The organism is Guyparkeria sp. TX1 (genome assembly GCF_046523965.1).
Classification (GTDB): Bacteria; Pseudomonadota; Gammaproteobacteria; order Halothiobacillales; family Halothiobacillaceae; genus Guyparkeria.
In genome coordinates this window covers 713435-727735 of the sequence record NZ_CP144142.1, presented here as the reverse complement: position 1 = coordinate 727735, position 14301 = coordinate 713435, and the positions used below count along the sequence as shown (strand labels likewise).

General features: G+C 66.3%; 9 protein-coding genes. 3 read left to right on the top strand and 6 right to left on the bottom strand.

Features of this window, described 5'->3' with window-relative positions; translation table 11 throughout:
• Window positions 1-13 precede the first annotated feature (13 nt).
• The 6 genes from VWP12_RS03470 to VWP12_RS03445 form a co-directional block, all read right to left on the bottom strand.
• Entirely contained in the window at window positions 14-556 is a 543-nt protein-coding gene (locus tag VWP12_RS03470; RefSeq protein ID WP_410474623.1) for a chemotaxis protein CheW, read from the bottom strand.
• Window positions 546-7088, bottom strand: coding sequence for an Hpt domain-containing protein (locus tag VWP12_RS03465; RefSeq protein WP_410474622.1), 6543 nt, complete (start codon window positions 7086-7088; stop codon window positions 546-548). Before VWP12_RS03465 ends, VWP12_RS03470 begins: the two co-directional genes overlap by 11 nt.
• A gap of 104 nt (window positions 7089-7192) precedes the next feature.
• Window positions 7193-9229 (bottom strand): methyl-accepting chemotaxis protein, encoded by a 2037-nt coding sequence (locus VWP12_RS03460; protein WP_410474621.1) that lies wholly within the window; start codon window positions 9227-9229, stop codon window positions 7193-7195.
• 73 nt (window positions 9230-9302) lie between these two features.
• The gene (locus tag VWP12_RS03455; RefSeq protein WP_125198128.1) at window positions 9303-9851 is read right to left on the bottom strand and encodes a chemotaxis protein CheW; all 549 of its coding nucleotides are present in this window, start codon (window positions 9849-9851) and stop codon (window positions 9303-9305) included.
• A 4-nt stretch (window positions 9852-9855) separates the two neighbouring features.
• On the bottom strand, window positions 9856-10218 hold the full coding sequence (locus tag VWP12_RS03450; RefSeq protein ID WP_410474620.1) for a response regulator: 363 nt from the start codon (window positions 10216-10218) through the stop codon (window positions 9856-9858).
• Between the two features lie 79 nt (window positions 10219-10297).
• Window positions 10298-10729 carry a response regulator gene (locus tag VWP12_RS03445; protein WP_410474619.1) on the bottom strand — a complete coding sequence of 144 codons (432 nt, stop codon included), beginning with the start codon at window positions 10727-10729 and terminating at the stop codon, window positions 10298-10300.
• 195 nt (window positions 10730-10924) lie between these two features.
• Here VWP12_RS03445 and gshA point away from each other — a divergent pair, with 195 nt between their 5' ends.
• From gshA to VWP12_RS03430, 3 genes are read left to right on the top strand one after another with little or no spacing between them, the layout of a single operon-like run.
• Window positions 10925-12256, top strand: coding sequence for a glutamate--cysteine ligase (gene gshA, locus VWP12_RS03440; RefSeq protein WP_410474618.1), 1332 nt, complete (start codon window positions 10925-10927; stop codon window positions 12254-12256).
• A 25-nt stretch (window positions 12257-12281) separates the two neighbouring features.
• Window positions 12282-13226, top strand: coding sequence for a glutathione synthase (gshB, locus tag VWP12_RS03435; protein ID WP_410474617.1), 945 nt, complete (start codon window positions 12282-12284; stop codon window positions 13224-13226).
• Window positions 13223-14296: an FAD:protein FMN transferase gene (locus VWP12_RS03430; RefSeq protein ID WP_410474616.1), complete on the top strand. Its 1074-nt coding sequence runs from the start codon at window positions 13223-13225 to the stop codon at window positions 14294-14296. Before gshB ends, VWP12_RS03430 begins: the two co-directional genes overlap by 4 nt.
• Window positions 14297-14301 lie beyond the last annotated feature (5 nt).

Sequence of the window (14301 nt, the reverse complement as noted above, 5' to 3'; positions counted from 1 at the left end):
CTCGAGGCAGGGACTACTCGCTGTCGGGAGATGCTCGCGATTCTTCCTCGCCAAGGCGCATCTGATCGATTCGCTCCTCGAGCACGCGGATATTCGGGATGGCCGTCAGGCGCCCATCGAGACGAACGACGGCATGCCAGAGCGGGTTGTCCTGCGGGCCCGCCGTCTCGATCTGGCGACGCTCGACCTGCTCGGAACGCGGCACGCCGGACAGGAGCAAGGCGTAGTAGGGCAAGGCCCGATCGGGATCGGTTCCATAGAGTATGGCGCACCGCACGCGCCGGCCGATGGTGGGCACGGTCTCGCCGTTCATCGCCTCGAGACTGACCAATGGCACGCGCTGACCGCGCCAGTTGACGATAGTGGCCTCGTTTCGCCCCAGACGAATGCTGCCCTCGGGCAGGGACACATCGGTAATCTCGGCGATCAGCGCATAGGGGATCAGCAGCTCGAGGTCGGTTAGCTGCGTGGGGAGTCGCACGGCGCGGATCGGGGCCTCGCCGGCTTGCGGTTGCTCTTGCTGTGCCATGGCTGCTTGCTGTCCTTCAGTCGGCATGCTCGTCACCCGCACCCTCGTCGGCACCGGCCACCGCGGCTACCGGCAGCAGGCGCGTGATGGTGTCGATCAGATCGAGTTCCGTGTAAGGCTTGCCCAGGTAGGCGGAAACGCCCAACGCCTCGGCACGCGCGCGGTGCTTCTGGCCGGTCCGTGAGGAGATCATGATCACCGGCGTGTCGGCGGCCGATCGATCATTGCGGATCGCACCCAGCAGCTCGAAGCCGTCCATGCGGGGCATTTCGATATCGGTGAGCACGAGATCCGGCAGGCTGTCCTGCAGGAGGCCCAGTGCCTCGACGCCGTCACGCGCCAGGACGACGTCGTAGTTGTTGCGCTCCAGCGTGCGGGCGGTGACCTTGCGCACGGTAAGCGAATCGTCCACCACGAGCACCGACGGACGGGCGCGAGCGGGCTTGAGGCCTGCCTGCGTGCCCAGACGACGCTGATAATCGCGCCGCTGGAACTGCTGGACCAGCTCGAACAATTCCAGCACCAGGATGACGTCGCCATCGTCGGCGATCGTGGCCCCGGACATGCCCGGAATACGCCCAAGCTGCGGCCCCATCGACTTGACGAACAGCTGGATGCCACCGAGCTGATGGTCGACATGCAGGGCGAAACGGCGCTCGCCCAGCTTGAACAGCATGATCGGGCGGATGGCCGCCACGTCCTGCGCCGTCTCGGCGGGCGGCTGCCCCCACAGGAGCTCGCCCAGGTAATACAGCGGGTAGTGCTCGCCGTCGTGCTCGATCTGCGGCTTTTCCTCACGATAGTGCTCGGCGAGCGCCACGCCGGTCATGCGGGTAACCGCGACTACCCCCTTGTAGGGGATGGCGTAACGATCATCGCCGCTGGCAATCAGGATCCCGCGGGTCATCGCCTGGGTCAGCGGAAGATTGAGCCGGATTTCGGTGTAGCGCCCTTGCTCGGAACCCACGTCGACGAAACCGCCGAGCTCACGCGTGGCGCTGGCGACCACGTCCATCCCCACCCCGCGCCCGGCCACCTGGGAGAGGTTCCCGGCGGTGGAGAAGCCCGGCAGGAAAATCAGCGACCGCGCCTCCTCGTCACTGATGTCGATGTCGGCCGGCATCAGGCTGCGCTCGATCGCCTTGCGACGAATGGCATCCAGATCAAGCCCGCGGCCATCATCACGCAAGCTGACGGTAATATTGCCGCCCCCGCTGTCAATGTTGACCAACAGGCGACCCACCGGCGGCTTGTGGGCGGCGCGCCGCTCCTCGGGTGACTCGATGCCGTGGGCAATGGAGTTGCGCAGCATGTGTTCCAGCGACGGCAGCATGGCCATCAGGGTGACCCGGTCGATCTCGGCATCACCGTTCTCGATCACCAGTTCGGCCTGACGCCCCATCTCGTCACCCACCTGGCGCACGATGCGGCGCAGGCGACCGGCGACGTCATTGAAGCGAACCAGACGCATGGCAAGCACGCCGTCCTGCATCTTCCGCCCGAGACGGGACTGCTGCAGCAACAGCAGTTGCGACTGCTCGGTGAGCGAACTGAGGCTCTCCTCGATATTGGCGACGTCCCCGAGCGACTCCATGATGCCGCGCGAAAGCTCCTGAACCTGGGTAAAGCGGTCAAATTCGAGCGGATCGAACTGTTCCTCGCTGATCCCGGCCTCTTCCATCAGGTCGGCCTTGATCTGCGTCTCGGTCTCGATCTCCAGTCGGCGCAGCTGGCTGCGCAGGCGAGTGACGGTCTGCTGAAGCTCGAACAGCTGACGCTCGAAGCCGTTGACCTGCCGATCGATGCGCGACTGGAGCAACACCGACTCGCCGATCTGGTTGACCATGGCATCGATGCTGCCCGCGGCGACCCGCACCTGCTCGTCTCGGCGCTCGGCGCCGGCCTCCTGCCCGAACCCGCCGCCGGCCTCGGTTGATTCGACGGTCAGCGGCGCCGGTCCGGCAGCGGCTGACGATGGCGTGCCTTGACCACCGGCTTCGTCCGAACGGGCAACATCTCCGCCCTGGTTGCGTTCGGCAAACCGGCGGGCACCTTCCGGATCGCGAATCCGACCTATCAACTCGCGCTGTTGCGGAATCGGCTGCTGGTTGCGCACCCGGTCGAGCAGGCCGGCAATAACGTCGTAACTGTGCTGGACCAGCGCCACCAGGGGCTCTTTATCCGCGGATTCGTCGCGCCGGGCCAGGTCCAGGCGTCCCTCGAGATGGTGCGCCACGTCCCCCAGATTGAGCAGGCCGGCCATGCGGGCACCGCCCTTGAGGGTGTGCAGGTTGCGGTGCAGCAGACGGATCGATTCGAGGTCGTGCGGGTGGACCCGCCAGTGGGCCAGGTAGGCATCGGCCTGCTCGAGTAGCTCGTCGGCCTCGTCGAGGAAGATCTGCAGGATGTCTTCGTCCTGCTCGGACGGATCATCGTCCGGGCGATGCTCGATGTCGGCATACTCGTCGTCCACCTCGTCATCGCCGACCGACGCGCCAGGCGAATGGTCCGCTTCGGTTCGTGACGCCTCGACGTCACCTAACTCGACCTGATCTGTCTCGACTTCACCCGGTTCGGCATCGTCCACGGCCGTTTCATCGACCGTCTGCTCGTCTTCCCGGAGCTCGACACCCGATGACTCATCTGCCGGGGCGTCGGACGCCTCGTCCTCTTCTGCCACGTCGTCGGAATCGTCGGCGGTCAGCGACGGTTTGGGCTCTTCTGCCTGACGCGAATCGCGCGCCTCGGCGCTTTCCGCCACCTCGCCATACTCGGCCAGCACCTGCTGCAACTGGATATCCAGGCGCTGTTCCAGATCGGTCGTGTCGGGCTGCTCAAGGCTCGGATCAACCGCCCAGCGGCGCAATGCCTCGATGGCATCAGCCCCCTCGGCGAACAGGGCCAGTTCCTCACCGCCCAGACGCTCCTGATGCTCGGCAAGGGCGCGGGTCCAGTCTTCCAGGTAACGGGCCAGCGAGGCGATGATGTCCACGCCGGCGGTGCGCGCCGAGCCGAGCGTGGTATGCAGCAGACGCACCAGGTCGTTGTCACAGGCAAGACCGACGCCATGCTCGCGCGCGGACTCGATCTCGCGATGCAATTCGTCGATATAGCCGCCGATCTCCTGATCGAAGATCTCTCGCAGCACCGGGTCGTCGATGACCGGCGCCACCGCTTCGGCATCGGCCGACATCTCGTCCGATGACACCGCGTCGGTTTCGATCGCCCCTTCTGGAGCGGCAGGTGAAGTGGGTTCGGTCTCCGCCGGGGATTCGGCCGTGGCCTCGTCGGGCGAGGCCTCCACCTCAACGGGCTCGCCAGATTCGAGACGCTCGGCCAGCCGGCGGGATTCGGCCCAGTGAGACTCGGGCGTCGCCTGCCCCGCCTCGAGATCGGGCAGGGCAGCCTGCATCAGGGCAACGGCCTCGAGCGCGCCCTGACGAGTCGCCTTTTCGCCGTCGATCTTGCCGTCGATCACCTGATTGAGCAGTCGTTCCCAACCCCAGGCCCACTCACCGATGGTGTCCAGACCGACCATCCGGCCACTGCCCTTGATGGTGTGGAAACCGCGACGCAGGGTCACCAGCGCCTCGGCATCCTCTCGCCTACGCCAGGCCTCGGCCGCCTCACCCATGTCCGGCACGGTCTCGGCCATCTCCTCGGCAAAGACCTCGCGCATCTCCGCCATCATCGGGTCGTCTTCCGGCTCGGTGACGGCCTCGGTGTCCGGCGTCTCCTCGAACTCGTCCGCGGAGGTGGCGACAGCCTCCACCTCGGGCAGCTCCGGGGCCTCGGCGGACTGATCGGGCAGGTCTTCCGTCTCTCCGAAGGACAGGGCAGCCGGCTCGCCGCTAGCAGACTCCGTATCGCTGTCCGAGGCGTCGGTCATCAGCGGCTCGCCCTGATCGCCCGCCGTCTCGGTCTCGGTCTCGGTCTCGGTCTCGGTCTCGGTCTCGGTCTCGGTCTCGGTCTCGGTCTCGGTCTCGGTCTCGGTCTCGGTCTCGGTCTCGGTCTCGGTCTCGGTCTCGGTCTCGGTCTCCGCGAGCGTGTGGTCCTGCTGGTCTGCTGACAAGCCCGCTTCTTCGGGTGCGGCCACCGGCTGATCGGGAAGGTCGACGGTCAGCCCATCATCGGGCGACTCGGGCCGTTCCGATTGCGCCTGCTCAAAACGCAACTCGTCCTGATCGTCGGCCAAGCCGAAATCGAGAGCCGACTCGAGGGCCTCCGAGTTTTCCTCCGATGTCTCGGAGAACGTCAACGCTTGCGCATCGACGTCCGGCTGATCCGCGACTTGCGTCGCCTCGACCTCCTCCCGTACGGCGCTCGTGCCCTCGTCCGACTCGGCTTTCGTTTCGGCAGTGGCCGACGACTCGTCCCGTGGCAGAGAGTCCAACGCCGTCTCGTCGGATTCGCCCTCGGACGTCTCCGATTGAGACTCCGCCTCATCCCCCTCGGTCGGCTCGTCTGCCGGCAGGCTTAGGGCATCGAGATCGGCCGGGGTTTCCGAGGCTTGCGGTGTTGACGCCACCTCGTCGGGCAAGTCGGGCAGGTCGTCCGACGCGGGTGCAACACGCTGTTCTTCCTCGCCCTCGTCCAGTGCGAAGTCGAGCGCCGCCTCCAATTCCTCGCCAGTCGCCTGGTCACGGGTTTCGGCCTCGATCGGCTCGACGTCTTCGGCAGGCGATGTGCGATCGGCTTCGGGGGCATCCGCGGCGAGCTCCTCTTCCTCGACCTGCCAGAATTCGATCAACTCGTCCGGGGTGGCGAGACTGTCGTCGACCGGTGCGGCTGGCACCTCCTCGGCAGTCGACTGGGACTCGTCTGGCGCGGTGTGGGACGCCGCCGATTCGGTCGTGCGGTCCTCGACCGACGCCATGGTCTCCTTCACGTCGCCCGCGCCGCCCAATAGATCGTCGATCCGCCGCTTGGGCGCTTCGAGGAAACGGGCGATTTCCTTGCTGAAATCGCGCAGGTTCTCGAGATAGAACTCGAGCGCAGCGAATATCTCGCTCAAGGCCGACAGGGTATGTTCGTCGCCGACCGGCTCACCGAAGGTCTGTGCGCGACTCCAGCGGGCCAACGCCATGACCAGCGGGGTCGCGGCATCGCGGCCGGACAGACGGAGCACCTCGCCGATGCCGGTCAGCCGATCGGCCGCCTGGGCAAACGGGTCGTCGGACGGCGTTTCGCCGTCGCCCTGCCCGGCGAGGCCGGTGTTGATCTTCTCGCGAGCCTCGCTCAGGGATTCGAACGCCGCGCTGGCGATCGCACCAATCGAACTGGCAACCGTCTGGTCGTGCAGGGCCTCGGCCCGGTCACCGTCGGCCATGCTGCGCGGGATGCCGTCGATGACCTGCTCGACCAACATGACCGTGCCGGCCAGATCCATGAGCATCTCGTCATCGAGGAGCTCGGCGCCCCGTGTCACCGCCTGCAAGCGCTCGCGACCGTCTGCCAGCGCCTCGGCCGCAGCCGTGTAGCCAAGCGTGTAGAGCACCCCGCTCATCTGTTCGAACTTGTTCAGGATCCGTCCGAGGGGCTCGAGGTCATCGCGCTTGCCACGGACGAACAGGTCGAGCACATCCTGGGTGGCGAGCAGCTCTTCCTCAAGCGCCTGCTGGACCGCCTCGAGGGCCTGGGCATCAAGGCCGACGAAACGCGCCGGCACATCGGCGCGATCCAGTTGCTCGAGCCAATCGCCGGCACGGTCCCGACAGATTGACTCGTCATCGTCGACCCGCTCCAGCAGTGAGAGCAGCACGGAAGCGCCCAGGTCCAGGCCGGCATGGTTGATCACCGACTCGCTGCGACCCTGAAGCTGCAGGCGGAAGAGCTGCAGGACCCGCCCGACCGCTCGCTTGAGCATCGGCGCGTAACGATCGGGATCGGATTCGGTCAGGCGCAGCAATTCGCCGACCACCCGGATGGCGATGATCGCGCTGCGACTGGGTTCGTGAGCGATGATCTGCATCGACAGATCCCGCAACCCCGGCAGGACGGACCAGTCGTCGCGCATGACGGCGAGCACTTCACGCTCCATCCGACGCAACAGCGGGCGGAGTTCGGCCTCCTCGTCCACCCCCTTTTCGCGGTGCGGGCGCTTGCCCAGCTCGTGTTCGGCCTGCAACAGGAAGGCGCGCGCGGCCAACTCACGGGCCTCGAGCGGCGGCTGCTTGATGGTCCCTCGCAGGCGGTTGACCATCGGCAGCAGGCTTGCCGGCGCGATTTCCGCCCCGGCCGCCATGCGATCCAGCAGCGCCTGCAGCAGGGCCGCCGACTCGATCTGCGCGGAAATAGCCGTCTGGTCGTCGGACGGCTCTTCAAGCGGCTCGAGGGCGGCCATCTGGGTGCGCACCAGCACGCGCACCAGCTGGATGTCGACCATGGAGAAAACGCGGTCGATGGTCTGCAACGCCTGGGTGGCGTCGAAGACATGCTCGGTGACGTTTTCGCCCTCGGAAAGCTGCTCCAGCGCCCTCAAGAGCTCGGCGAGCCGCTCCTCCAGCCCCTCACGGAGCCAGTCGAATACGATCGCGTCGACTTTCCTTTCTGTCCGCATGTCTCAATTCACCGCCTTTCGGCATCCCGCCTGCTGGAAGATCCGTGCCCCGGTCACGACGATAGCCTCGCCGGCCGACCGGGCCGCCTGCTGTCCTGCCGGACTCAGCCCGCTGCTTGAGCGTCGTCCCGCTCGGGCATCGTGAAGCCGGCCACGGAGCGGTTGAGCTCCTGCGAGAGCGAGCCCAGCTCGCCGATCTCGTCGGCGGCCTGGGTCGCGTTTTCTGCCGTCTGTTGCGTGTCCTGGCGAATCCGGTTGACCGCCTCGCGCAGCTCGGTCGCCACGGAGGCCTCCTTCTGGGCCACCGAGGTGATGTCGTTGATCTGCTGCGAGAGTTTCAACGAGACGCTCTCAATCTCGGACAGCGCCTTACCGGCGTTTTCGGCGAGCGTGGCACCGTCGACGACGTTCGAGGTGGTCTGTTCCATGGCGAGCATGGCCTCGGAGGTGTCGGTCTGGATCGTGTTGACCAGCAACTCGATCTGGCGGGTCGCGTCACTGACGCGCTCGGCCAGTCGTTGGACCTCGTCGGCAACCACCGCAAAGCCGCGACCGGCCTCACCGGCCATGGCGGCCTGGATGGCGGCGTTAAGTGCCAGGATGTTGGTCTGGTCGGCGATGTCGGTGATCAGGCCAACGATGTCGCCGATCTCCTGCGAGGACTCACCCAGGCGCTTGAGCCGCTTGGAAGTTTCCTGGATCTGCTCGCGGGTCTGGTTCATGCCCGTGATGGTCTGGCGCACCGCATCGCCCCCGCGGTGGGCCACGTCGACCGAGGATTCCGCGATCTGGGCCGATTCCTGCGCACTGACCGAGACCCGCTCGATCTCGTCGGACATCTGCGCGATGGCATCCGAGATCTCGGTGATGCGTTGGGCCTGGCCGCGCGACTTGTCGGCGAGCGCCCGCGAGCTGTCCTGCGAGGCGCGCACCGCCGCGGCAACCCGCACCGAGGTGTCGTTGATGGTGCCGACCAGGTCGCGCAGGGCGTCGATGGTGTAGTTGACCGAGTCGGCGATCGCGCCGGTGATGTCTTCGGTGACGGTGGTGTGCGCGGTCAGGTCACCGTCGGCGAGCGTCATCATCTCGTCGAGCAGACGCAGGATTGCCGCCTGGTTACGCTGGTTGGCCGCCTCGGTCTCATTCAGGGCCCGGCGGGATTCCTGCACCAGCGTCACGCCCAGCCAGACGAGCAGCAACAGGCCGATCGCGCCACTGGCGTAACCAAGGTAAAGGAACTGCGATGCCTTGTTCTGATCGGCGGCCAGCGTGCGCGCCAGTTCGGAGGTCGCGCTGGTGAAGTCGCCCGACATGCGGTCGATTTCACGCGCGGCCTGGTTGGCCGCCAGCAATTGTGGCGCCTGTTCGAGTACGGCCGATACCAGCTGGTTGACGGTGGCGAACAGGACGCCCACCTCGCGCAGCCCGTCGCGGACTTCAGCGTTGTTGACGCGCGGTGCCATGCGGTTGCCGTTGAGCAGGCCATTGAGTACGCCGCCGAACAGGGCCACATCGCGGCCGAAACGCTCGGAGGCGTTCACGGCCTGCTCGCCACCGCCGGTGATCTCGTCGAGCGTGGTGCCGATGCGTTCGATGAACATCAACTGCCGGGTGCCCAAGTAGATGAGATGGCTGGGCGCTTCGTTGGCGACCAGCGTCTGGACCACCTCGTCCGAGGCCGCGGTCAGGTCCGGCAGGATCTCCTCGATCTGCGCGGACTGCTCGCCGACGCTGAGGATGGCCTCCCGGCCCTCGAGCACCTTGCTCAGCGAGTCGTTGTAAGCAATCCACTGGCTATCGACCGTGCCAAGCAGGTCCTGACGATTGCCGGGCACGGCTAACTGCGGTTGTTCGGCGTCCTTGCCCTGCAAGGCCGTGAGGCTGTCGGTGAACTCGGCGCGGACCGACTGGACCCGATCGAATGCCCCGGGATTACCGCGAATGGCACGCAACACCTCGATGGTGATCTCCTGCGAGGAACGCTCCAACTCGGCGCCGGCAAGACGGCGGTCGAGGAACTCCTGCTCGCGTTGGGCCGCGAAAATGAACACGACAACGGTCGCGACCAGGGCCAGAACCGCGAGAACCACGAGGATCAGTATCTTACGGCTGATGCCGCCCATCCGTGCGCCAAGACTCATAGTTGCCACTTACTCCTGAATGGAATTCATCGTCATTGTTTAGTTATATCCGGGCAGCTGCCCGGAGCCGACGTCATGCGACGGCATTGAGAAACTGGTCGTGGTCGAGCAGCGACCGGAACTCGAGCACCGGTAGCCACTCCTCGTTGAGCCGCACCTCCTGGTGGAAGCCCGGCAGGGACGCAAGCTCGCGGTGGTGATCGGAATCGCTCAGGGGGCGCTCATCGCCGTAGGCAACCTGGCGGATTCCGTAGGAACGCTCTACCAGAAAGGCGGACGAGGCCTGGGCGTGCTTGGCGAGGAAAACCACGCTGTGGCGGGATTCCGGTGTGGTGACATCGAACCAGAAGCGGGCCAGATCGAACACACCGGTCAGCTCGCCACGCAGGTTGGCCAGACCCGACACCCAGGGGCGCGCCCCGGGAAGCGTCACCATGCGCGGCGGGGCGACGATTGCCCGCACCTCGTCCAGGGCGACGATCATGCGCCGACCGTCGACGGCAAACAGGATGCCCTGCCAGGTCCTGACATGGTCGTCGCTGCTCGGCAGCCCGACGGCATGCTCATCGACCTGGCGATTGATCCAGCCGAGATAGTCGAACACGTCCTCTGTGCGCTGCATGACGTCAGCCGAGCACGCTCTTGAGCACGTCGATCAGGTCGGCCTCCTTGACCGGCTTGACAAGGTACTCCTTGGCCCCCTGGCGCATGCCCCAGATGCGATCGGTTTGCTGGTCCTTGGTGGTGACGATAATCACCGGAACCCCGCTCGTCTCGCTGTCCTTGTTGAGTGTGCGGGTGGCCTGAAAGCCGTTCATGCCCGGCATCACCACGTCCATGAGTACCGCGTCGGGGCGAACCTGGCGCACCAGCTCGATGCCCTCTTCGCCACTGTTGGCGACGGAAACCTGGTGACCGTGACGCTCGAGAATCTGCTGGAGCACGTACACCTCGGTCGGCGAGTCATCAATGACAACGATGTGAGCCACTACCCTGTTCCTCTAGAAAAATCCGGTTCAATACGATCCTGCCGACATCCGCGATCGGACCCCGGTAGCCACGCCATTCTCAGTCCGCCATCGCGCCTTCGTCGGCCACGGGGCGTCCTTCGGCGAAACGCTCGACCGCGGCGAGAATCTCGTCGCTGTTGAAAGGCTTGGTGAGGTAATCGGAGGCACCGACAATGCGGCCGCGCGCCTTGTCGAAGATGCTGTCCTTGCTGGACAGCAGGATGATGGGCGTCTCGGCGAAGCGATCGTTGTTCTTGATCAGCGCCGTGGTCTGGTAGCCGTCGAGACGCGGCATGAGGATGTCGATGATGACCACGTCCGGGTCGAACGCGCCGATGCGGGCCAGGGCGTCGAATCCGTCGATCGCGCTTTCCACTTCGCAGCCCGCCTTGCTGAGGATGCTGTCTGCTGTCCGTCGGATGGTCTTGCTGTCGTCGACCACCATGACCCTCAGCCCGTCGAGGCCGGCGTGATTCTCTGTCGCTTCCATGTCTTCGTCCTTGCTGCTGGCCAATTCTTGCCTTGCGTCGGCCGAATGTAACCAACGCGCCGGCCTTTGGCAAACGCCTTGACGGCTACCCGCGTGAAGGAACAAGCGAGCCGGCCATCGTTTACACTGTGGGCACGAAAGCGTGGCCAAGCACCGGCCCGCACCCACCCCCGCGAATACCGTGACGAAAAGTCGATGACAAACAATCATTCCGCCCTGCAACTGGACACCTCGGACTCGACCCCCGAGCTCGAAGCGAGCTACTGCGGCCCGCTGTTGATGATCGAATCGCACATCATCGAGAACCGCCGCCAGATCGAGACCTGGTTCCGCGAGCAGTGGCGCAAGACGCCGGCCCCCTTCTACGCCTCGGTCGACCTGCGCAACGCCGGCTACAAGCTCGGCCCGGTCGACACCAATCTCTTCCCGGCCGGCTTCAACAACCTCAACCACAGCTTCGACCCGCTGGTGGTGCAGGCGATCCAGTCAGCGGTCGAGCACGCCTGCCCCGACGCGCGCGGCATGCTGATCATCCCGGAGCGCCATACGCGCAACCAGTTCTACCTCGAGTCACTGGCCACCATGGCCGAGCTGTTCGAGCTGGCCGGCTTCGAGACGCGCATCGGTTCGCTCGACGCACTGGAGGAGCCGGCGCACTTCGACCTGCCGTCGGGCCGCACCCTGACCCAGCACCCGATCCACCGCGAAGGGCGCCGGATCGAGGTCGACGGCTTCTCGCCCTGCACCATCGTGCTCAACAACGACCTGTCCGGCGGGCGCGAGGACATCCTCGAAGATATCGAGCAGACGGTGGTCCCCCCCACGGCGCTGGGCTGGTGGCACCGCTCCAAGTTCAACCATTTCAGTCATTACCAAGCACTGGCCAACGAGCTGGCCGAGCTGATCGATCTCGACTCCTGGCATCTCGCACCGATGATCCTCGACTGCGGCCAGATCGACTTCATGAAGCGCGAGGGAGAGAACTGCCTGCAGGAAAAGGTCAGCGAGATGCTCGCCGCCATCCAGAAGAAATACGACGAACTCGAGATCAAGGAAAAGCCCTTCGTCGTGATCAAGGCCGATGCCGGCACCTACGGCATGGGCGTGATGATGGCCCAGTCCGCCGAGGAGGTGGTCGGGCTCAACCGCAAGCAGCGCACGCGCATGGCCGCCTCCAAGGATGGCCGCAGCATCAACCGCGTGCTGATCCAGGAAGGTATCTACAGCTTCGAGAAGCTGGGCTCGAGCGGACACGTCGCCGAGCCGGTGCTCTACATGATCGACCGCCATGTCGTCGGCGGCTTCTATCGCGTTCACACCAAGAAGGGCCAGAGCGAGAACCTCAACTCGCCCGGCGCGGAATTCGTGCCGCTGCCCTTCACCCAGTCCTGCGTGACGCCGGCACCGGGCGCCTCGCCCGACAGCGACCAGAACCGGCTGTACTGCTACGGCGTGGTGGCCCGGCTGGCGCTGCTCGCCGCCGCGCGCGAGCAAGGCGACCTGATCGGCGGCCCGGCCACCGACTGATCCGAACCGCAACCGGAGCCAACCCATGCGCATCGCCGTCGTCATGGATCCGATCGAACGGATCAAGCCCTGGAAGGACACCTCGTTCGCCTTCCTCCTCAGCGCCCAGGCCCGCGGCTGGGACTGCTGGTATATCGAGCCCGACTGGCTGTTCTTCGCCGACGGCATGCCTCAAGCGCAGGCTGCCCCGATCACAGTTGTCGATCGCGACACGGACTTCTACACGCTCGGCGAGCGCGGCGTCCACGCGCTGACCGACTTCGACATCATCCTGCAACGCCAGGACCCGCCGATCGACCTGGACTACCACTACATCACCGGTCTGCTGTCGCTCGCGGAGCAGGCCGGCGTCGTGGTCGGCAACCGTCCGGACGCCGTCCGGGCCGCCAACGAGAAACTGCTGGCACAGCATTTCCCCGCCCTTTGCCCACCGACGCTGGTCAGCCGCTCGATCGACCAGTTCAAGACCTTTATCGCCCAGCAGGGCGAGATCGTGGTCAAGCCGCTCGATGCGATGGGCGGCAGTTCGATCTTCAAGATCCACGCGGACGACGAGAACACGCAGGTGATCCTCGAGGTGATGACGCGCGATCAGACCGAGCTGGTGATGGCGCAGCGCTACCTGCCCGAGATCCGCACCGGCGACCGCCGCGTGCTGCTGATCGACGGCGAGCCGGTCGATCACGCCCTGCTGCGCGTGCCGGGCGAGAAGAGTTTTCGCGCCAACCTCGCCGCCGGCGGCCGTGGCGAGGTGGTGCCACTACGCGAGCGCGACCGGGAGATCGCCGCGACCGTCGGCCCGTGGCTGGCCGAGCGCGGCTACGGGTTCGTCGGACTGGACGTGATCGGCGACTGGCTGACCGAGATCAACGTCACCAGCCCCACCTGTGCCCGCGAGATCAGCGCGGTCACCGGGCAGGACGTGACCGGCACCATGCTCGACCGGCTCGCCGAACGCCTCGACCGATGATCGACCGCCGCCGGCGCGCCCTGCTTGGCGGGCTGGCCGGCCTGCCGCTGGCCACGCTGACTACCCTGCCCGGTTGCGGGGACGAGCCGACCTTCCGCGAGGCGGGCTTCAGCGTCTTCGGCCAGGTCTGGACCCTGCGCTTCGCCGACACCCCCGCCGAGCGGATCAATGCCGCCGTCAATGCCGCCCAGGGCATCGTCGAGCCGCTCTACCGTCGCCTGCACCCCTGGCGCGACAGCGAACTGACCCGGCTCAACCGCCAGCTGGCCGAGCACGGCGAGGCTACTGCCAGTGCCGAGGTGCGCGCGCTGATCCGGGCCGCCCGCCCACTGTTCGAGGCCAGCCATGGACGCTTCGATCCCAGCATCGGCGGGCTCATCGCCCTGTGGGGCTTTCATCGGGACGCCGGCGACACGCCGATCACGCCGCCCGCCGAGTCCGTGCTGGACGCCTGGCTGGCCGAGGCGCCCTCGCTCGACGATGTGCGGATCGACGGCAACCGCGTGATCACCACCAACCCGCGGGTCCAGTTCGACTTCAACGCCCTCGCCGAGGGCTTCGCGGCCGAACGGGTGCTCGATGCCATCGAGGCGGCCGGGGTGACCAACTGCCTGCTCGACTCCGGCGGCGATCTCTACACCCTGGGCCGCGCCGGCGGGCGGGACTGGCAACTGGGCATTCGTGACCCCAGGGGCGATCCGCACGGCGCGGCGGCGTTGGGAGGCGTACGGGTCGCAGGACGGCATGCGCTGTGCAGCTCCGGCGACTACGAGCGTCGCCTGCGCTATCAGGGCAAGAGCTTCGGTCACATCATCGATCCGCTGACCGCCCGCCCGGCGCACCACAACACCGGCACCACGGTGCTGGGCCGCGACCCCATAACCGCCGACGGCGCCGCCACCGCGCTGATGCTGCTCTCCCCCCGCGAGGCCGCGCGCCTTGCCGGACAGCTGGGACTCGACGGCGTCCTGCTGGTAACCGAGAATGGCAGGCCGTGGCGCGATGCCGGCATGCAGTCGGCCATGTCCACAACACCGGCCGGGCGCACGATCGACTGGCACACGCCCTAATCCAG

Coding starts and splice junctions, on each gene's coding strand:
- gshB (WP_410474617.1), top strand. CDS start 12,282: ATGCGCATCGCCGTCGTCATGGATCCGATCGAACGGATCAAGCCCTGG.
- VWP12_RS03470 (WP_410474623.1), bottom strand. CDS start 556: ATGCCGACTGAAGGACAGCAAGCAGCCATGGCACAGCAAGAGCAACCG.
- gshA (WP_410474618.1), top strand. CDS start 10,925: ATGACAAACAATCATTCCGCCCTGCAACTGGACACCTCGGACTCGACC.
- VWP12_RS03465 (WP_410474622.1), bottom strand. CDS start 7,088: ATGCGGACAGAAAGGAAAGTCGACGCGATCGTATTCGACTGGCTCCGT.
- VWP12_RS03445 (WP_410474619.1), bottom strand. CDS start 10,729: ATGGAAGCGACAGAGAATCACGCCGGCCTCGACGGGCTGAGGGTCATG.
- VWP12_RS03430 (WP_410474616.1), top strand. CDS start 13,223: ATGATCGACCGCCGCCGGCGCGCCCTGCTTGGCGGGCTGGCCGGCCTG.
- VWP12_RS03460 (WP_410474621.1), bottom strand. CDS start 9,229: ATGAGTCTTGGCGCACGGATGGGCGGCATCAGCCGTAAGATACTGATC.
- VWP12_RS03455 (WP_125198128.1), bottom strand. CDS start 9,851: ATGCAGCGCACAGAGGACGTGTTCGACTATCTCGGCTGGATCAATCGC.